This is a genomic window from Pseudomonas frederiksbergensis (assembly GCF_900105495.1).
Classification (GTDB): domain Bacteria; phylum Pseudomonadota; class Gammaproteobacteria; order Pseudomonadales; family Pseudomonadaceae; genus Aquipseudomonas; species Aquipseudomonas frederiksbergensis.
In genome coordinates this window covers 6,036,310-6,055,878 of sequence record NZ_FNTF01000002.1, presented here as the reverse complement: position 1 = coordinate 6,055,878, position 19,569 = coordinate 6,036,310, and the positions used below count along the sequence as shown (strand labels likewise).

Annotated in this window: 17 protein-coding genes and 1 pseudogene; 11 read left to right on the top strand and 7 right to left on the bottom strand. The window is 60.0% G+C overall.

Annotation, left to right across the window (positions count from 1 at the left end; all coding sequences use genetic code 11):
• Window positions 1-21: 21 nt before the first annotated feature.
• The 3 genes from BLW70_RS28450 to BLW70_RS28440 all read right to left on the bottom strand — a co-directional run bounded on the left by BLW70_RS28450 (window position 22) and on the right by BLW70_RS28440 (window position 1,888).
• Complete coding sequence (locus tag BLW70_RS28450; RefSeq protein ID WP_074879786.1) at window positions 22-810, bottom strand: lipotoxin F family OmpA-related lipoprotein LptF; 789 nt, start codon at window positions 808-810, stop codon at window positions 22-24.
• A gap of 48 nt (window positions 811-858) precedes the next feature.
• The gene (locus BLW70_RS28445; protein ID WP_074879783.1) at window positions 859-1,272 is read right to left on the bottom strand and encodes a DUF4398 domain-containing protein; all 414 of its coding nucleotides are present in this window, start codon (window positions 1,270-1,272) and stop codon (window positions 859-861) included.
• Between the two features lie 271 nt (window positions 1,273-1,543).
• A complete protein-coding gene (locus tag BLW70_RS28440; protein WP_074879781.1) occupies window positions 1,544-1,888 on the bottom strand; it encodes a pilin assembly protein in 345 nt (114 codons plus the stop codon).
• 1,107 nt (window positions 1,889-2,995) lie between these two features.
• Here BLW70_RS28440 and ppc point away from each other — a divergent pair.
• The 7 genes and pseudogenes from ppc to BLW70_RS28400 all read left to right on the top strand — a co-directional run bounded on the left by ppc (window position 2,996) and on the right by BLW70_RS28400 (window position 10,320).
• Entirely contained in the window at window positions 2,996-5,626 is a 2,631-nt protein-coding gene (gene ppc, locus BLW70_RS28430; protein WP_074879778.1) for a phosphoenolpyruvate carboxylase, read from the top strand.
• A gap of 288 nt (window positions 5,627-5,914) precedes the next feature.
• Window positions 5,915-6,562: an adenylate kinase gene (gene adk / locus BLW70_RS28425; protein WP_074879776.1), complete on the top strand. Its 648-nt coding sequence runs from the start codon at window positions 5,915-5,917 to the stop codon at window positions 6,560-6,562.
• 87 nt (window positions 6,563-6,649) lie between these two features.
• A complete protein-coding gene (gene tsaB, locus BLW70_RS28420; protein ID WP_074879772.1) occupies window positions 6,650-7,324 on the top strand; it encodes a tRNA (adenosine(37)-N6)-threonylcarbamoyltransferase complex dimerization subunit type 1 TsaB in 675 nt (224 codons plus the stop codon).
• A gap of 278 nt (window positions 7,325-7,602) precedes the next feature.
• Entirely contained in the window at window positions 7,603-7,908 is a 306-nt protein-coding gene (locus tag BLW70_RS28415; protein ID WP_008156859.1) for a hypothetical protein, read from the top strand.
• Entirely contained in the window at window positions 7,908-8,768 is an 861-nt protein-coding gene (locus BLW70_RS28410; RefSeq protein ID WP_074879769.1) for a DUF72 domain-containing protein, read from the top strand. The genes BLW70_RS28415 and BLW70_RS28410 overlap by 1 nt, the downstream gene beginning before the upstream one ends.
• A gap of 33 nt (window positions 8,769-8,801) precedes the next feature.
• Window positions 8,802-9,622, top strand: a pseudogene (locus BLW70_RS28405) (isocitrate lyase/PEP mutase family protein).
• Between the two features lie 2 nt (window positions 9,623-9,624).
• Window positions 9,625-10,320 (top strand): extensin-like domain-containing protein, encoded by a 696-nt coding sequence (locus tag BLW70_RS28400; RefSeq protein WP_074879767.1) that lies wholly within the window; start codon window positions 9,625-9,627, stop codon window positions 10,318-10,320.
• A gap of 17 nt (window positions 10,321-10,337) precedes the next feature.
• Here BLW70_RS28400 and BLW70_RS28395 read toward each other — a convergent pair whose 3' ends face one another.
• Window positions 10,338-10,958 (bottom strand): energy transducer TonB, encoded by a 621-nt coding sequence (locus BLW70_RS28395; RefSeq protein ID WP_074879764.1) that lies wholly within the window; start codon window positions 10,956-10,958, stop codon window positions 10,338-10,340.
• A 93-nt stretch (window positions 10,959-11,051) separates the two neighbouring features.
• Between BLW70_RS28395 and BLW70_RS28390 the strand changes: the two genes are divergently transcribed.
• On the top strand, window positions 11,052-11,834 hold the full coding sequence (locus BLW70_RS28390) for a class I SAM-dependent methyltransferase (protein WP_008146717.1): 783 nt from the start codon (window positions 11,052-11,054) through the stop codon (window positions 11,832-11,834).
• Between the two features lie 117 nt (window positions 11,835-11,951).
• Here the strand turns inward: BLW70_RS28390 and BLW70_RS28385 are convergent, their stop codons facing one another.
• Window positions 11,952-12,593 carry a TetR/AcrR family transcriptional regulator gene (locus tag BLW70_RS28385; RefSeq protein ID WP_074879761.1) on the bottom strand — a complete coding sequence of 214 codons (642 nt, stop codon included), beginning with the start codon at window positions 12,591-12,593 and terminating at the stop codon, window positions 11,952-11,954.
• Between the two features lie 94 nt (window positions 12,594-12,687).
• Between BLW70_RS28385 and BLW70_RS28380 the strand changes: the two genes are divergently transcribed.
• The 3 genes from BLW70_RS28380 to BLW70_RS28370 all read left to right on the top strand — a co-directional run bounded on the left by BLW70_RS28380 (window position 12,688) and on the right by BLW70_RS28370 (window position 18,399).
• Window positions 12,688-13,788 carry an efflux RND transporter periplasmic adaptor subunit gene (locus BLW70_RS28380; RefSeq protein WP_074879759.1) on the top strand — a complete coding sequence of 367 codons (1,101 nt, stop codon included), beginning with the start codon at window positions 12,688-12,690 and terminating at the stop codon, window positions 13,786-13,788.
• 6 nt (window positions 13,789-13,794) lie between these two features.
• The gene (locus tag BLW70_RS28375) at window positions 13,795-16,866 is read left to right on the top strand and encodes an efflux RND transporter permease subunit (RefSeq protein WP_074879757.1); all 3,072 of its coding nucleotides are present in this window, start codon (window positions 13,795-13,797) and stop codon (window positions 16,864-16,866) included.
• A gap of 180 nt (window positions 16,867-17,046) precedes the next feature.
• A complete protein-coding gene (locus BLW70_RS28370) occupies window positions 17,047-18,399 on the top strand; it encodes a Fic family protein (protein WP_074879754.1) in 1,353 nt (450 codons plus the stop codon).
• A gap of 43 nt (window positions 18,400-18,442) precedes the next feature.
• Here the strand turns inward: BLW70_RS28370 and BLW70_RS28365 are convergent, their stop codons facing one another.
• Window positions 18,443-19,132 carry a DUF4197 domain-containing protein gene (locus tag BLW70_RS28365; RefSeq protein WP_074879751.1) on the bottom strand — a complete coding sequence of 230 codons (690 nt, stop codon included), beginning with the start codon at window positions 19,130-19,132 and terminating at the stop codon, window positions 18,443-18,445.
• 27 nt (window positions 19,133-19,159) lie between these two features.
• Window positions 19,160-19,558 carry a YbaY family lipoprotein gene (locus BLW70_RS28360; RefSeq protein ID WP_074879748.1) on the bottom strand — a complete coding sequence of 133 codons (399 nt, stop codon included), beginning with the start codon at window positions 19,556-19,558 and terminating at the stop codon, window positions 19,160-19,162.
• Between the last annotated feature and the right edge of the window lie 11 nt (window positions 19,559-19,569).

Here is a 19,569-nt window from a genome sequence, read left to right as displayed (position 1 = left end):
TTGTGTTTCAGCAGGCGAAGCTTAGTTCGAGCTGACCGCCGAACGCGGGATCACTGGCTGGTTGTCGTTGGAAATGGTCACTTCCACCCGACGGTTCATCGCACGGCCCGAGACGCTGCTGTTCTCGGCCACCGGGTATTCCTTGCCGTAACCCTGCGCCACGATACGCGCCGGATCAACGCCCATTTTCACCAGCGCCATGCGCACGGAACCGGCACGACGCTCGGACAGCGACTGGTTGTGGTTGGCGGCGCCCGTGCTGTCGGTGTAGCCCTCAACGATCACTTTGCGATCAGGGTTTTCCGAAAGGAACTGCGCCAGTTTGTTGATATTCACCAGACCGCTGGACTTCAGGTCAGCCCTGTCAGTGGCAAACAACACATCACCGAACGTTACCAAGGTGCCGCGATCGGTCTGCTTGGCGTTCAGGCTGTCCTGCAATTGCTTGATTTGCGCATCGCGGGCATCTAGACGAGCCTGGGCACGTTGCGCGGAAGCATTTTTCAGATTGGCTTCGGCGGTGCGCAGGGCGATGGTCTGCTTCGCCACTTCCACACGTTGATTGGTCAGGTAAGCCAGTTGATCGACCTTGGCCTGGTCTTGTTTGTCCTGGTAAGCCTTGTCGGCCTTGTCCAGGTAATCGCTGGCTTCTTTGGTTTCCAGTGCCGCCACTTTGCTGGCTTGCGGGTTGGTCTGCAGGCCGGTGTAGTTGCTGCGGGCCTGTTCCAGGTTCGCGTTCGGCGGCGTGGAGCAGGCGGCCAGTGCAACACTTGCAGCCAGCAGGGCAGGGATCATCAATTGTGTACGCATGGTGGTTTCGTCCTTTTAATCGAGTAAGAAGTGCGTCGTGCCGGCCGTTTATTGAACGGTGCGCTGGCTTTCCTGACGCAGTTCTTGAACACCTTTCTGAGAGTCCTTCACAGCCTGTTCAGCTTTGATCGCCTGGGCTTTGCGCTCAGCCACGCGAGCGTCCCACTCGGCCTGTTCGGCCAGGACTTTGGCTTCGTCATACTTTTTGTCGTGCATGGCGATTTCGGCTTGTTTGAGCTTGTCCTGTGCGGACTTCATTTCCACTGCCGCGAATTCTGTACCGCCGGCACTGACGGCGCTGTTGACTGCCGATTCCGTCACGGCGAATTGCTCGCTTGGCGGGTTACCGGCACAACCGGCCAGAACGAGGCTGCTGCCGATGGCCAGTGCTGCCAGTTTCAGGCTGCGCAGAGGGGGGAACGAGGATTTGGCAATTCGGGTTTTCATAGTCTTCAACTCCATTGGAATAACTCCTGAGAAACTTAAAAATCCATCCTGGGTATGGAGCCGCAACCTTCAATTTCCGGGGGTGTTTTGAAACGGCCGTCCCAGGCGTGGTTAATGGGTGTGACCCGAGGGGTTTTTCGAAAGTTCAGAGAATATGGCTCATTGCCCAAAAAAATTGACCGGGTGGACAAGGCTCTAAACCGGGAGTTCTTGCCGCAAGTAGCCGTATTCCGGGCCCTGTAGGGGTCAGGAATACGCATTTTGGAGGGGGAAAGAAGTGCGGTAATCAGTGTTTTTGTTTGTCGTCGACGTCCGATAAATCATGCAAATGACGACGGGACAATGCGAGAAAGCGCGGAGTCGGGCCAATGTCTTCGTACAGCGGGTCACCTTCTTCGTCGGTGGCCACGACGGTTGAGCCCTTCACGTACGGGAAGCTTTTTTCGAGTTCTTCCAGGGCGGCGCCGATCAGTTCGCCGAGCAGTTCTTCGGGCTGCCGTTTGGGATACATCTCGATAATGGCCGCCAACCGAGCGGCGGCCTCCACATCCAGATGAATCGAGTATCCGGTGTCGGTCAGGCGACCTTTGGCGTTTTCTTCCCAATGTTGGGCAAGCTCGCGGATTTTCATAGTGACCTCAATGCGCACCTGCTCGTGGCAGGCAGTGTCAGTGTCCGGCCATTGCCGGTGGCAGCCGTTGTACGGCTTATTCTTCAGACTAGCTTTAACGCTCAGGGTTTAAAGTCCCTTCGTCGTCTTATGGCGTTGGGAGGCATGGGGGGCATGGGGTTCATTGGGGAATTGGGTGTATATCCGTTTTTGGGGTGATGGCTGATTACGGTTTCGCTTTTACAGCGAGTCACTTGGAAGAGCCCCAAGTAACCAAGGGCTCTTGCCCCTGTCGTTCGGTGCCTCGCTAAGGCTCGCCATGCCCTCGCTCCGGTCCTGCTCCGTGGGCCCGCCGCCATCGGCCATCCATGGCCGGGGGCGGCTAACCCGGCATCCATGCCGGGTTGCCCACTGCGCAGAACCTCCACTCGGCCTCCCGAGGGGGCGTGCACCGCAAAAGCAAAGCAAGGCGGCCTACCGGCCGGCCTGTTTCCTCAACGCTTGCACGTATTGATCGTTCCCATGCTCCGCGTGGGAATGCCGCCGGGGACGCTCCGCGTTCCGCTGTCGACGCAAGGCTCGAGTCTTGCGCAGGGGTGACGCGGAGCGTCACGGGATGCATTCCCACGCAGAGCGTGGGAACGATCAGTTGGGTGTCGGGAGCTGTTGATCTGGCTCTGGCTCTGGCTCTGGCTCTGGCTCTGGCTTTTGATCTTGATCTGCCTGCCCCTTTCCCAGAGGCCGAACGCAGGCGTTGCGCAGGGGGCACCGCGGCAAGGATGCCGCGGTAGCCGCCCCCGGCCATGGATGGCCGATGGCGGCGGGCCCCCGGAGCAATGCCGGAGTGAGGGCATGCCGAGCCTAGGCGAGGCACCGAATGGCGGGGCAGGAGCCCTTGGTTACTTGGGGCTTTTCCAAGTGACTCGCTGTAAAAGCGAAACCGCCAGCAGCCGTTACCGCAGAAACGGATATGCCCCCAGCAATCCCAATCCCCACCCACAACCCCAAACTTTCTCAGGCGAACAGCATTCCCATTCTCGTCCGCTTGTAAGAACCGCTTTACAGCGGCACTCTCTAACCCAAGAGCATGGACCTCAAGTCACCCGGATTTTCGCTGGAGAACTGCTGATGACCGATATTGATGCACGCTTGCGCGAGGATGTTCACCTGTTGGGTGAGCTGTTGGGCAACACCATTCGTGAACAGTACGGGGACGGTTTTCTCGACAAGATCGAGCAGATCCGCAAAGGCGCCAAGGCCGACCGTCGCGGTTCGATGGACGCTGAACTGAGCGCCAGCCTCAACCAATTGAGCGAAGCAGAGTTGCTGCCGGTGGCGCGGGCGTTCAACCAGTTTCTCAACCTGGCCAATATCGCCGAGCAATATCAGCTGATTCACCGTCGCGAAGAGTCACAACCTGCGCCGTTCGAAGCGCGGGTACTGCCAGAACTGCTCGCCCGCCTGAGTGCTGAAGGTCATGGCGCCGACTCCCTGGCCCGGCAACTGGGACGGCTGGAGATCGAGTTGGTCCTCACCGCGCACCCGACCGAAGTCGCGCGCCGCACGCTGATCCAGAAGTACGACGCGATTGCCGCGCAACTGGCCGCCCAGGACCATCGCGACCTGACCACTGCCGAACGCGAGCAGATCCATACGAAGTTGCAGCGCCTGATCGCCGAAGCCTGGCACACCGAAGAAATCCGCCGCACTCGCCCAACCCCAGTGGATGAAGCCAAGTGGGGCTTCGCGGTGATCGAGCATTCGCTGTGGCAGGCGATCCCCAATTATTTGCGCAAGGCCGATAAAGCCCTGCATGACGCCACGGGCCTGCACCTCCCACTGGAGGCAGCGCCGATTCGCTTTGCCTCGTGGATGGGCGGCGACCGCGATGGCAACCCCAACGTGACCGCCGCCGTGACCCGTGAAGTCTTGCTGCTGGCGCGCTGGATGGCCGCCGACTTGTACCTGCGCGATGTCGATCATCTGGCGGCCGAGTTGTCGATGCAGCAGGCCAGCGACGACTTGAAGGCCAAGGCCGGGGACAGCGCCGAACCTTACCGTGCGGTGCTTAAACAGCTGCGTGAACGCCTGCGCGCGACGCGTAACTGGGCTCACGCCTCCTTGACTAAGACCACGCCGGCACCTGCCGATGTGTTGCAAAACAACCGCGAGCTGCTTGATCCGCTGGAGTTGTGCTACCACTCGCTGCATGAGTGCGGCATGAGCGTGATCGCTGATGGGCCGTTGCTCGATTGCCTGCGCCGGGCGGTGACGTTCGGGTTGTTCCTGGTGCGGCTCGATGTGCGTCAGGACTCGACGCGACATACCGCGGCGATGACCGAGATCACCGACTACTTGGGCCTGGGACGCTACGAGGACTGGAGCGAGGAAGAGCGCATCGCTTTCTTGATGCGCGAGCTGAATAACCGCCGACCGTTACTGCCGGCGTACTTCAAGCCATCGGCCGACACCGCCGAAGTGTTGGCGACCTGCCGGGAAATCGCTGCTGCACCGAGTGCTTCGCTCGGTTCGTATGTGATTTCCATGGCCGGCGCCGCTTCCGACGTGCTGGCCGTGCAACTGCTGCTCAAAGAGTCTGGCGTATTGCGGCCGATGCGCGTGGTGCCGTTGTTCGAGACCCTTGCCGACCTCGACAACGCCGGCCCGGTGATCGAACAGCTGTTGCTGCTGCCCGGTTATCGCTCGCGCCTGCAAGGGCCGCAGGAAGTGATGATTGGCTACTCGGACTCGGCCAAGGACGCCGGCACGACGGCGGCGGCCTGGGCGCAGTATCGGGCGCAGGAGCGCTTGGTCGACATCTGCCGCGAGCAGCAAGTGGAACTGCTGTTGTTCCACGGTCGCGGTGGCACCGTGGGGCGCGGCGGCGGTCCGGCACACGCGGCGATTCTGTCGCAGCCGCCGGGTTCGGTGGCGGGGCGTTTCCGCACCACCGAGCAGGGGGAAATGATTCGTTTCAAATTTGGCCTGCCGGACATCGCCGAGCAGAACCTCAATCTGTACCTGGCAGCGGTACTGGAAGCGACCTTGCTGCCGCCACCACCACCGGAGCCTGCCTGGCGCAATCTGATGGACGAATTGGCCGCTGACGGTGTCAGCGCTTATCGTGCCGTGGTGCGGGAAAATCCGCAGTTCGTCGAGTATTTCCGCCAGTCCACTCCAGAGCAGGAACTGGGACGCTTGCCGCTGGGCAGTCGCCCGGCCAAGCGCCGCGCCGGCGGGATTGAAAGCCTGCGGGCGATCCCGTGGATCTTCGGCTGGACCCAGACGCGCCTGATGTTACCGGCCTGGCTCGGCTGGGAAGCAGCGCTGAGCAAGGCGCTGGAGCGTGGCGAAGGCGAGCTGCTGGGGCAGATGCGCGAGCAGTGGCCGTTCTTCCGTACGCGCATCGATATGCTGGAAATGGTGTTGGCCAAGGCCGATGCCGATATCGCCCGGTCTTACGATGAGCGTTTGGTCGAGCCGGATCTGCTCCCTTTGGGTGCGCATTTACGCGACCTATTGTCGCAGGCCTGCTCGGTGGTCCTGGGGCTGACCGGTCAGTCGCAGCTACTGGCACATAGCCCAGCCACACTTGAATTCATCCGCTTGCGCAACACTTACCTCGACCCGCTTCATCTATTGCAGGCTGAGTTGTTGGCGCGTTCGCGACAACAGGAAGTGGCGCAGGGCAGCCCTGTAGAACAGGCGCTGCTGGTGTCTGTGGCGGGGATTGCCGCCGGTTTGCGTAATACCGGCTAAGGTTTTTGTCGTCGGCAAGGCACTCGGCGCGAGCGTCGGGTTGCCGGTGGGCGAGGGGTTGAAAAGTGCTGCCAGGCGACAGTTAGTGATGGGGTTGCGACTAGGGTTACCCCGACGAAAGGCCACATCAGACGCGGGTTTCTCCGACTTTCGGCGGCTTGTGTGGTCCGGGCCTGCTGTGTATCTTGATCAGCCTTTGGCCGTTTGGGCGGTCACGACCCTTTTTTTGAGATTGGCCCCACGAGGCGAATCTGACGTTATCCATATAAAAAATTGAGGAGCACATCGATGCGCGTCATTCTGCTGGGAGCTCCCGGGGCCGGTAAAGGTACTCAGGCTAAGTTCATCACCGAAAAATTCGGCATTCCGCAAATCTCCACCGGCGACATGCTGCGTGCCGCGGTCAAGGCCGGCACCGAGCTGGGCCTGATCGCCAAGAGCGTCATGGACAGCGGTGGTCTGGTTTCCGATGACCTGATCATCAACCTGGTCAAGGAACGCATCAGCCAGGCCGATTGCGCCAACGGTTTCCTGTTCGACGGTTTCCCGCGCACCATTCCTCAGGCTGAAGCCCTGGTGAAAGCCGGCGTCGAGCTGGATCACGTGTTGGAAATCGACGTTAAAGACGAAGACATCGTTCAGCGTATCGCTGGCCGTCGTGTTCACGAGGCCAGCGGCCGCGTGTACCACATCGTCTACAACCCGCCAAAAATTGCCGGTAAAGACGACATCACCGGCGACGAGCTGGTGCAGCGCAAAGACGACACTGAAGAAACCGTGCGTCATCGCCTGTCGGTCTACCACGCCCAGACCGAGCCTCTGGTGAAGTTTTACCAGGAGCTGTCCGTCGCTCAAGGCAAACCGAAGTACAGCCACGTCGAAGGTGTTGGCTCGGTTGAAGCGATCACCGGCAAAGTGCTTGAAGCACTGAGCTAAAAAAACGCTTCATCTTCTACGGCCCGCTTGCGGGCCGTAGTTGTTTATACTGGCGCACTTTTTCTGACCTCTCTTACGGAAACATCGATGAGCACCTTGCTGGCCCTGGACACCGCGACTGAAGCTTGCTCCGTTGCCTTGCTGCATGACGGCAAAGTCACGAGCCATTACGAGGTGATCCCGCGCCTGCATGCGCAGAAGCTGCTGCCGATGATTCAGCAGTTGCTGGCGGATGCCGGGACCACCCTGCAAGCGGTCGATGCCATCGCTTTCGGCCGTGGTCCGGGGGCGTTCACCGGCGTGCGGATCGCCATCGGCGTGGTGCAGGGGCTGGCGTTTGCGCTGGATCGCCCGGTATTGCCGGTGTCGAACCTGGCCGTGTTGGCGCAGCGGGCCTATCGCGAACATGGCGTGAGCCAGGTCGCGGCCGCCATCGATGCGCGCATGGACGAAGTGTATTGGGGTTGCTATCGCGAAACGGCGGGGGAGATGCGCCTGGTCGGCAATGAGGCAGTGCTGTCGCCGGAAGTGGCCGCGTTGCCGGCTGACGCCAGCGGTGAGTGGTTTGGCGCCGGCACTGGCTGGGGTTATGCCGAGCGAATCGCCGTCAGCCTGACCGGGCAGGATGCGGGCATGTTGCCTCACGCTGAGGACCTGCTGACCCTGGCACGTTTTGCCTGGGCGCGGGGTGAGGCGATCGTGGCTGATGAGGCTCAGCCGGTGTACTTGCGCGATAAAGTCGCGACGCCCAAAGCACGATAATCCGCATTGCTTTTGTGGCGAGGGAGCTTGCTCCCGCTGGGCTGCGAAGCGGCCCCAATCGTAGGCAAGTACACCCCCGCCGTCTGATTTTACGACTGCTTCGCAGCCGAGCGGGAGCAAGCTCCCTCGCCACAATGTGTACCAACGCAGCCAATCGTCGTTTTATATCCCCCAGCTTTTAAACCTTTTCCATTTTCTGTGTTCTAGTTATCACTCGGCGGTTTGCGAAGCGGGCTATGCGCCACTAAACTGCCATCATTGATACCGGACATGTACTCATGCGTATAGACGGCGTTCCCTCTCAGTCCTACCCCATCAAGCGCAAGCCTCGCAAAGGCCCCGTGGCGGATGACGACTACGTCGATATCGACGGCGAGCTGGAAATTCCATCCGAAGAGCAAATGGCCGCCCGCGCCGCCAAGGCCTCTGCGCAACGCTTGAGTAATCTCCCCGCCCGTCAACAAGACATGCTTTATCACCGTGCCATGAGCAGCAGTGTCGCCAAGGCCCTGGCCAGCTACCTGAGCACCGCCGGTTTTGTCGATTGGGATTCGGATGTGCTGGGCCTCGACCTGTACATCTGATGCGGTTGCCTTACTACCTGGGCTGTCCGTCCTGGAGTGAAAACGCCTGGCGCGACTACTTGTATCCGCAAGACGCAAAACCCACCGAATTTCTGAATCTCTATTCCCAGGTTTTCAACGCCGTGGAAGGCAACACGACCTTCTACGCGAGCCCGGCTGCGACCACCGTGCAGCGTTGGGCCGAGACCATGCCCGAACACTTTCGCTTCACTGCCAAGTTCCCCGGTGACATCAGCCACAGCGGTGACCTGCGCGAACAATTGGCCGCTGCCGAAACCTTCCTGCAATTGCTCAGCCCCCTCGGCGAACGGGTTTCACCGCTGTGGCTGCAACTGTCGAAAAGCTTCACGCCGCAGCGACTGTCGGAACTTGCCGGTTTTATTGATGCGGTGGACCGGCCTCTGGCGGTTGAAGTGCGGCATGACGAGTTCTTCGCCAAGGGCGATGCCGAGAGAATGCTCAATCGCCTGCTATTGGATCGCGGTGTCGAGCGTATCTGCCTCGATCCCCGCGCGCTGTTCAGTTGCACATCGACCGACCCCTCGGTTCTTCACGCCCAATCGAAAAAGCCCCGGGTGCCACCCCGTCCGGCCGCCTTCACGCAATGTCCGCAGGTGCGTTTTATCGGCCATCCGCAGCTCGAGGCCAACGATCCGTTCCTGATGCCGTGGGTCGAGAAAATCGCCGTGTGGATCGAAGAGGGGCGTACGCCCTATATCTTCCTGCACACCGCCGACAATTTGCTGGCCGCCAAACTGGCGCAACGTTTTCACGCAAAACTGATGCTGCGTTTACCTGGCCTGCCGCCGCTGCCTGAGCTATACAGAGAGCCCGCTGCCGAGCAACTTGGCCTGCTCTGAAGCGGATTCCTTGTCTTTTTCAGGAGCCTGCCAATGGATGCGCAAACCCTTCGAGCCCAAGCGTTCAAAGCACTGCACGAACGCGCGGGGCTTTTGTCATTCCCAACCCGTGGGATGCCGGCTCGGCGAAGATGCTCGCCAGCCTTGGTTTCGAAGCGCTGGCGACTACCAGCGCCGGATACGCTTTTTCCAACGCCCGCCCCGATGGCGGGCTGACGCTGGACGACACCCTGGCAAACGTTCGGGCGATTGTGGCGGCAACTGATCTGCCCGTCGCCGTCGACCTGGAAAACGGCTTCGCTGACGATCCCGCCGAATGCGCACAGAGCATTTTGCGTGCGGCAGAGGCCGGGGCGGTCGGCGGCTCTATCGAAGATGCCACCGGCCGTGAAGAAGCGCCGATCTACTGTTTTGAGCACGCCGTCGCGCGCATTGAGGCTGCCGTGGCCGCCGCTCGCAGCTTGCCGTTCCCGTTCATGCTCACAGCCCGAGCGGAAAACTTTTTGCACGGCAATCCTGATCTCGCCGATACCATTCGCCGCTTGCAGGCATTTGCCGAGGCGGGCGCCGACGTGCTTTATGCGCCGGGGCTGCGCAGCGCTGAAGAGGTGTTGGCGGTGGTCCGTGCCGTGGCGCCGAAACCGGTCAATGTGTTGATGTCTGGCGGACTGAAATTGACGGTCGAGCAGTTGAGCGAAATGGGCGTCAAACGCATCAGCGTCGGTTCGGCACTGGCCTTGGCCGCCTACGGCGAGTTTTTCCGCGCGGCCGAAGAGATCAAGACGTCGGGCACCTTCGGCTTCACGTCGCGTTCCATGCCGTACGCCCAGGCCAATAAATTGTTCAAAGGCTGACGATGCGGTTTCGGTGGTGGCTGCTGTTGATGCTGTTGATCATCGGCATGGCGGCCGTGAGCGTCTGGCGTGGCTGGGTCTCAGTGCCGGCGCAGTGGAATCCCTGGGCACCGCTGGACGTGAAGGCCGCGCCCAATTTTCTGACCCGCTACAAACTGATGCGCCTGCGCAATGATCAGCAGTTGTGCGATCAAGCCCTGAGCAGCTCCGGATTACGCGTAACCCATCAGGCCGACAGCCCCGATGCGACGTGCCCGTTGCTCAACACCTTGCGTGTGCAGGGCGGCGAGGTGGCGCTGAGCAGCAGTTTCCTCGCCAGTTGCCGCCTGGCGGTGTCGTTCGCCCTGTTCGAACACCACGCCCTGCAACCCGCCGCACAAGCGGTCTACGGCCAAGCGGTCACGCGAGTCGACCATCTCGGCAGCTTTGCCTGTCGCAACGTCTACAGCCGCGAGAACGGCAGGCGCAGCCAGCATGCCAGTGCCGATGCGCTGGATATCGCCGGTTTTCGCTTGGCCGATGGCCGCACCATCAACGTGCTCAAGGATTGGTCGAAGGATAATCAGGACGCGCGGTTTTTACGTCAGGTCCGCGATGGCGCCTGCGACATGTTCAGTGTGGTCTTGAGTCCGGATTACAACGCCGCCCACCGCAATCACTTTCATGTGGATGTCGGGCCGTGGTGGGTGTGTCGCTGAGGGCTTGTTATTGAAAGTCAGGCGGCGATGCGCAGGTTTTGCAGGACGATCGGGCGAGCCCAGCCGTTATCGAAGTCGAATTGTTTCTGTTGTTCCATCAGCTCTTCGGGCGAGAACGGCGGGAAGGGCTTGTCCAGCAGATCGAGTTCGAATTCGGCGATTGGCAGGTGCAGCGCACGCGGTTGTGGCGCCGGACCTGCTTGCGGCACAGGCTGACCTGCGGTGAGCACGATCGGGCGAACCCAGCGGCTTTCGAAGTCCTGTTGTTTCTGCTGAGCGACGATTTCTTGCGGCGGGAACGGTGGGAAAGGTTTGTCGGCCAGCTCCATTTCGAACTCGGCAATCGGCAGGAACAGTGGCTCGGGCGGGCGGACCTCGGTTTCTTTCACATCGCATTCGCGTTGGGAAATGATGTGCGCCAGCAGTTCGCTGCCAACGGTGGGTTCGACCGGGCTGTCGAGATCGACCGGTGGAAAGTTGAGAGAAGCCGGTACGACATCGCCCGACTGATCGGCCAGGGCCTGGGCAAAGAAATCCTGCCACAGGTGACTGACGCCGCTCAGTGCTTGGGAGTTTCGCAGGCCAAAATCGCCGTGGGGCGAGATGTAGCCTATCGATGTGCGTTGAATGTCTGACATTTCTCTCGGTCGACGCTCAGCTCTGGCAAAATGCTCGATAGTTTTGTTATCGGCCGTTTTTGCCGATCATTAATTTTTTGAGCGTGTTTTCTCATGATTGAGCAACCTGCGGCCTGCCGCATCCATGTCGAGGCCCTGGCCGCGACTTTTCAGCCACAGGCCGAACAATGGGCCGAGCGCCTGGGTTTGCCGATGCAGGTGGATGACGGTGAGTTCGCCTTGCAGGTCGGCGACCAGGGGTTGCAGCTGCAGCAACTGGGCCCGGACGCGCCGGGGCCGGTGCGGGTGGACTTTGTCGAGGGCGGTGCGGCCCATCGCCGCTTGTACGGCGGCGGCAGCGGTCAGATGATCGCCAAGGCTGTCGGGGTTGCCCAAGGCGTGCGTCCGCGCGTGCTGGATGCCACGGCGGGGCTGGGCAAAGATGCGTTCGTGCTGGCGAGCCTGGGCTGCGAGATGAGCCTGATCGAGCGTCAGCCGCTGATTGGCGCGTTGCTTGAAGATGGCCTGGCGCGCGGCGCGGAAGACTTTGAGGTAGCGCCGATCGTGGCGCGGATGCGCTTGCTCAAGGGCAATTCGATCGAGGTGATGCGCAATTGGGAAGGCGAGCCGCCACAGGTGATCTACCTCGACCCGATGTTTCCCCATCGTGAGAAAACCGCCTTGGTGAAGAAGGAAATGCGCCTGTTCCGGCCGCTGGTAGGTGATGATCCGGATGCGCCTGCGCTGCTCGAAGCGGCGTTGGCGTTGGCCAGCCATCGGGTGGTGGTCAAGCGCCCGCGCAAGGCGCCCTGCATCGAAGGGCCGAAGCCGAGTCATGCGCTGGACGGTAAATCCAGCCGGTATGACATTTATCCGAAGAAAGCGCTCAAGCCCTGACTCAACACTGATCGTTCCCACGCTCTGCGTGGGAATGCCTCAACGGACGCTCCGCGTTCGGCTTTGGATGGGACGCAGAGCGTCCCGGCTGCATTCCCACGCAGAGCGTGGGAACGATCATTGCTCAGGCCGATACGCCCGCATAAACAATTCCACCACTTCCTGCACATGGCTCTCGGCCGCATCCCCGATCAACGGTTCGCCACAACCATAAAGCAGCCTGAAATTCCCTGCCCCCTTGAGCAGGCAGAAGAAATGCTCGGCCGCATTGCGCGGTTTGTCGATGCTCAGCGCGCCGCTGTGATCAACCTTGCTCAGCAACCGCTCCATGCCTTGCAGCATGCGCTCAGGTCCGGCCTCGAAGAAGATCAGCGATAGTTTCGGGTCCTGGCTGCCCAGCGTCATCATCAGCCGATGCAGGTTGACCGATTCGTCGCTGTTGATCAGCTGATGAAAGCCGCGCGCGATGTTCAACAGCACCGTTTCTACGGCAACGCCGTCCGGCAATTCGAAAAACAGCGTCGGCAATTGCTCTTCGCACTTGGCCATCACGGCGGCGGAGAACAGCGTCTCCTTGTCGTTGAAATGGCTGTAGACCGTTAGCTTCGACACACCGGCCTCGGCCGCGACGGCGTCCATGCTGGTATTCGCATAACCCTTGCTCAGAAACAGAATTTTCGCCGCATCGAGGATTGCCTGGCGCTTGGCCAGATCCTTGGGACGGCCCGGACCGTTGGGTACTGAGAGATTGTTCGACATTCTTCGCTTTTAATACTGGACTGGTGAGTTTGCTATTAATAACATACCGCCCAGTATAATTATTCCAAGCACCATTAGCGAAAGGTCCTTCACCATGTTCCGCTATGCCTTGCCCCTCGCGTTGCCAGTCAGCCTGGCGTTTTTATTGTCTGCGTGTGGTCACGAAGAGGCGCCTCAAGTCACCGTTCGTCCGGCCATGGTCGTGCAGCCAGAGCCGTCATCCCAGGCGATGGAGAGTTTCCCCGGTGAAGTCCGAGCACGGTATGAGCCGGAGCTGGCGTTTCGCATTGGCGGTAAGGTCAGTCGACGACTGGTCGAAGAGGGGCAGCGGGTCAAGGCCGACCAGCCTCTGGCGGAACTCGATCCTCAGGACGTGCGCCTGCAACTGGAAGCCACTCGCGCCCAGGTCGCCGCTGCCGAGGCCAACCTGAGCCTGGTGCGCGCCGAACGTGACCGCTACAAGACCCTGATGGAACGTCAGATGGTCAGCCGTTCGCAGTACGACAATGCCGAAAACCTTTACCGATCCGGTGAAGCACGCCTCAAGCAAATCAAAGCCGAATTCAACGTCTCGACCAACCAGGCCAGTTACGCGGTGCTGCGTGCGCCGCAGGATGGTGTGGTGGCGAAACGCTCGGTTGAAGTCGGGCAAGTCGTGGCGGCGGGGCAAACCGTATTTACCCTCGCCACCGATGGCGAGCGCGAAGTGTTGATCAGCTTGCCGGAGCAAAGCTTTGGCCGCTTCAAGGTCGGTCAGCCAGTGTCGGTGGAACTCTGGACCCAACCCGACCAACGTTTCGCCGGGCGCATCCGTGAGCTGTCGCCCGCTGCCGACCCAAAATCGCGCACCTTTGCCGCCCGCATCGCCTTCACTGCCGGCAAGGTGCCTGCCGAACTCGGCCAGAGTGCCCGGGTGTTCGTTCAGACCTCCGATGTGGTGCCGCTGTCGGTGCCGCTTTCCGCGCTGACTGCGGAAAACGGCGCGACCTACGTCTGGGTCGTCAATGCCAACAACACCCTGAAGAAAACCCCGGTACGGGTCGGTGCCTTCGGCGAGAAAACCGTCCCGGTACTCGAAGGACTGAGCGCCAGCGACTGGGTGGTGGCCGCTGGCGTCCATGTGCTGCTGGAAGGGCAGCAGGTGCGTCCGGTGGATCGCTCCAACCGCGTGGTCAATCTGGCGGACAAGGAGTAATCCCCGATGGGTTTCAATCTTTCCGAATGGGCGCTGCGCAATCGCCAGATCGTACTGTTCCTGATGCTCTTGCTGGCCATTGTCGGCGCACTGTCCTACACCAAGCTCGGCCAAAGTGAAGACCCGCCGTTCACCTTCAAGGCCATGGTGATTCGGACCATCTGGCCAGGGGCCACGGCGCAGGAAGTGTCGCGCCAGGTCACCGAGCGCATTGAAAAGAAACTGATGGAAACCGGCGAGTACGAACGCATCGTTTCGTTCTCCCGTCCGGGCGAATCCCAAGTGACGTTCGTTGCCCGTGATTCCATGCACTCGGTGGAAATCCCGGAGCTCTGGTACCAGGCTCGCAAGAAGATCAACGACATTCGTCATACTCTGCCACCGGGCATCCAGGGGCCGTTCTTCAATGATGAGTTCGGCACGACGTTTGGCAATATCTACGCCCTGACCGGCGAAGGTTTTGATTACGCGGTGCTCAAGGACTACGCCGATCGCGTGCAGATTCAGCTGCAACGGGTCAAGGATGTGGGCAAGGTCGATCTGCTCGGGTTGCAGGACGAGAAAGTCTGGATCGAACTCTCCAACGTCAAACTCGCCACCCTTGGCCTGCCTTTGTCGGCGGTGCAGCAGGCCCTTGAAGAGCAGAATGCGGTGTCCACCGCCGGGTTCTTCGAGACCTCCAGCGAGCGATTGCAGCTACGTGTCTCGGGGAATTTTCAGACGGTCGAAGAGATCAAGAACTTCCCGATCCGCGTCGGTGATCGTACGTTCCGTATCGCCGATGTGGCCGATGTGCGTCGCGGTTTCAACGATCCGCCAGCGCCGAGCATGCGCTTCATGGCGGAAAACGCCATTGGCCTGGCCGTTGCCATGAAGGACGGTGGCGACATTCTGGTGCTGGGCAAGGCACTGGAAATCGAGTTCGACCGAATCCAGAAAAACCTTCCTGCCGGTATGCAGCTGCGCAAGGTCTCCGACCAGCCCGCCGCCGTGAAAAGCAGTGTCGGCGAATTTGTTCAGGTGCTGGTGGAAGCGCTGGCAATCGTCCTGCTGGTGAGTTTCTTCTCCCTCGGCGTGCGCACCGGCATGGTGGTTGCGCTGGCGATTCCTTTGGTATTGGCGATGACGTTCGCCTGCATGTATTACCTGGGAATCGGCCTGCACAAGATTTCCCTCGGGGCGTTGGTACTGGCGCTGGGTTTGTTGGTGGACGACGCGATCATCGCCGTGGAAATGATGGCGATCAAAATGGAGCAGGGCTTCGACCGCATCAAGGCAGCCAGCTACGCCTGGACCAGCACCGCATTCCCGATGCTCACCGGTACGCTGATCACCGCTGCCGGCTTCCTGCCGATTGCCACTGCGCAATCGGGCACGGGTGAATACACCCGTTCGATCTTCCAGGTGGTGACCATCGCGTTGCTGGCCTCGTGGGTGGCCGCGGTTGTGTTTGTGCCTTATCTGGGGGAAAAACTCCTGCCGGATCTGGCGAAGATTCATGCCGCCAAACATGGCACCGGCAATGGCCAGCCCGACCCTTATGGCACGCCGTTCTATCAGCGCGTCAGGCGCCTGGTGGAGTGGTGCGTACGGCGGCGCAAGACGGTCATTGTCCTGACGGCGGTGTTGTTTATCGGTTCTGTCATCCTGTTTCGCTTCGTGCCGCAACAGTTCTTCCCTGCGTCGGGTCGTCTGGAATTGATGGTCGATCTGAAGCTGGCGGAAGGCGCTTCGTTGAGCAACACCCGCGATGAGGTCAAACGACTCGAAGCCCTGCTCAAGGATCACGCCGGTATCGACAACTATGTCGCGTACGTCGGTACCGGTTCGCCACGTTTTTACCTGCCCCTGGATCAACAACTTCCTGCCGCGAGCTTTGCGCAGTTTGTTGTCCTGGCCAAAACCATCGAAGAGCGCGAAGTCCTGCGCACCTGGCTGATCGAAGCCCTCAAGGAACAATTCCCGGCCCTGCGCGCGCGGGTGACACGTCTGGAGAACGGGCCTCCGGTTGGCTATCCGGTGCAGTTCCGGGTCACCGGTGAGCACATCGAGGAAGTTCGCGCGCTGGCCCGTAAAGTCGCGGCCAAGGTTCGCGAGAACCCGCACGTGGTCAACGTCCATCTGGATTGGGAAGAGCCAAGCAAAGTCGTTTATCTGAACGTCGATCAGGACCGCGCCCGGGCGCTTGGCGTGAGCACTGCGAACCTGTCGAGGTTCCTGCAAAGCTCTCTGACCGGTTCCAGCGTCAGCCAGTACCGTGAAGACAACGAGTTGATCGAGATTCTGTTGCGCGGCACGTTGCACGAACGCACCGAACTGTCGCTGCTGCCAAGCCTGGCGGTGCCGACCGACAATGGTCGCAGTGTTGCACTGTCGCAAGTCGCGACCCTGGAATACGGTTTCGAAGAAGGCATCATCTGGCACCGCAACCGCTTGCCGAACGTGACGGTCCGCGCTGACATCTACGGCAAGGAACAACCGGCGACGCTGGTGAAGCAGATCATGCCGACCCTCGATCCGATTCGCGCCGAACTGCCGGACGGGTATTTGCTGGATGTCGGCGGTACGGTGGAAGACTCGGCTCGCGGGCAGAATTCGGTGAAGGCCGGTGTGCCGCTTTTCATCGTGGTGGTGCTGACGTTACTGATGCTGCAACTGCGCAGTTTCTCACGCACGGTGATGGTGTTTCTGACGGCGCCGTTGGGGTTGATCGGTGTGACCATGTTCCTGATGGTGTTCCGTCAGCCGTTCGGTTTCGTTGCCATGCTCGGCACCATCGCGCTGTCCGGGATGATCATGCGTAACTCGGTGATTCTGGTTGACCAGATCGAGCAGGATATCGCTTCCGGGCTCAAGCCCTGGCAGGCGATTATTGAAGCCACGGTGCGGCGTTTCCGGCCGATTGTGTTGACTGCTCTCGCGGCGGTGCTGGCGATGATTCCGCTGTCGCGCAGCGTGTTCTTCGGTCCGATGGCGGTGGCGATCATGGGCGGGTTGATTGTCGCGACGGCGCTGACGTTGCTGTTTCTGCCAGCGCTGTATGCGGCGTGGTTCCGAATCAAAAAGGACCCTGCCTGACCTCTGTAGGAGCAAAGCTTGCTCGCGATGCAGGCGCCTCGGTTCAAATGGCCGACCGAGGTGCAGCCATCGCGAGCAAGCTTTGCTCCTACAGTTGTTTCAGAATCTTCCGATATTGAGTCAAAGGGATCGGAATGCTGTACTCAAAACTCGGTTTTACGAGTGTTTGAGACAACAATAATGAAAAAGCCGCCCATTTTTAGGGGAAGGACCGACCCGGTATTCGACCTGTTGGGGAAGTCGCCCCACAAGGAACGCCTCTCGGATTACCTCGGCTTGCTCAAGCCGATGGACGACCAGGGGCGTTATCTGCCGTTCGATGAATTGCGCTACCGCTGGGCGCCGGGGCTGGATTCGAATCTGTGCTGGGCGTTGGTGAAGAAAGCACGGACTGCGCAGTACTCAAGTCTTTTGCCTTTGGGCGAGCCGCTTCAATGGGGCAACTTCGTGCTCACTCCGCTCGCGCAGAAAGCTATTTCCGCTGTCGATCGAAAAGCCACGACGGCCGCGCTGGAGTACATGACCAGTCAGATCGGTGAGCATGCGCATTTCAGCTACCTGTTGAATGACTTGATCGAAGACGAAGCCATCAGCAGCAGTCAGCTCGAAGGCGCAGCGACCACCACGCGGGTGGCCAAGGACATGCTCAAGCGCAATCGCCTGCCGCGCACACCGGATGAGCGAATGGTGATCGGCAACTACAAGATGATGAATTTCGCCTGGGAAAAGCGTTATGACGCCCTGAGTGCCGAACTGATTTCAGCCATGCACCGGGTGGGTGTCGAGGGCATTGATGACACGCAATATTCGCCGGGGGCGTTCAGGGGCAACGATGATGTGGTGGTGCAGGACGGTGAGGGAAACACCGTGCATACACCGCCGCCCGCCGTAGGGCTGGCGTCACGATTGCGGGTGCTGTCGACGTGGATCAATCAGCCCCACAACGATCCCGATCAAGAGGATTACCTTCATCCACTGATCAAAGGCATCGCACTGCATTTTGCTCTGGGTTATGAGCATCCTTTTCGTGATGGCAACGGCCGGGTGGCGCGGGCGCTGTTTTATTGGTTCATGTTCAAGAATGACTTCTCTGCCTTTCGCTACATTGCGATCAGCATTTTGCTGCGTAGTGCGCCGGTGAAATACGGACGGTCGTATCTGAATACTGAGGCTGATGACCTCGATCTGACTTATTTCATCGACTTCCAGTGTTCGGTCATCCTGCGGGCTGTCAGCGGTTTTACCGATGCTTATCGGAAAAGGCTGGCGTATGCCGAAAGCTTTGATCGTTGGTTGTTGGAATCCGGTTTGTTAGACCGATTGACCGAGAAGCAACGAGCCGTATTCCAGGTGGCCAAGAGTGGAATGGCCAAGGAGTTTACGGCGGTCAATTTGAAGGAGAACCTGGGCTGTTCCTACAACACCGCGTCGGCCACATTGAATGGCCTGGTCGAGCTGGAGGTGTTTGAGAAAAGGAAGATGGGACGCGAGTGGGTGTTCTTTCTGCGGGTTCAAAACACAACCCCGTTCTGATCATTCCCACGCAGAGCGTGTGAATGATCAGCGGGAGAGAGTACTAGAGGGTGCCAAACACCTTCTTCGCCAAACTGGTCGCTGCCGCCGCAGGATTCTGGCGAATGGTTTCTTCCTGTTTACCAATCATTTCGAACAAACCGTTCAACGCCTGCTCGGTCACGTAGCTTTCGATGTTGGCGTTCTTCGCATCCACCACACCCAGCGTCGCGGCTTGCCCGGCGAACGAGTTGTACTGCTTGGCCAGGCCCACCTGGTCGGTGGCTTGCTTGACGATCGGCAGGAACTTGACGCGGATCTGTTCGCGGCTGGTTTTGCTCAGGTACTGCGTGGCCGAGTCCTTGCCGCCGCTGAGAATGCCCTTGGCGTCCTCCACGCTCATCTTCTTCACCGCGTCCACCAGGATCGGCTGGGCTTGCGTCACCGCGGTTTCAGCCGCTTTGTTCATGCTGGTTTCCAGCTGATCGACCTGGGCGCCCATGCCGAACTGTTTCATCTTGCTGGCGACTTTGCCCAGTTTGCCCGGCAATTCGATTTTCACGTCCGGGTTGTTGCTGAAGCCGCCCGGCGTGCCGAGTTGTTTCACGGCCAGTTGCGCACCTTGGGTCAGGGCATCCTTGAGGCCGCCGGTGGCGTCTTGTTGGGACAGGTCGTTGAGCGACAGTGCCAGGGCGCTGGCGGAGATCATCAAGCCTGCGCACAGGCCGGCGAAGCGAAGGGTAGGACGGAACATGGCAGCTTCCTTGTTCAAAATAGAAAGTTAGCGGGCGGCGTCGACGCGGATTTTCAGTGGCTGCGGATCGCTGCCATCCAGCTGAACGGCGTGATGTTCGGTGGTGATGAACATCAGTTCGCCATTCACTTCGATCCGTGCGCTGACCGAATAACGATGGCCCGGTTTGACCTGCGTTGGATCGTAACTCAGATGAAACGGCAGCGGCACCTGGCCTTTGACCGGGCCTTTGTGTTCGTCGAGGACCACGGCGGGCGCGTCGGCCAGGGAAACGTCCTGCAAGCTGACGCTTAAGGTCGCACTCGGCGGCAGGGCGATGCGTTGCAGGTAGAACACTTCGCCATTGAGGCTGGTTTTCGCAGCAGGTTGTATTGATTGGCAGGCAGCGAGTAGAGCCGTAAGCCCTAGAAGCGAGCGTTTTTTCATGAGTTGAATCC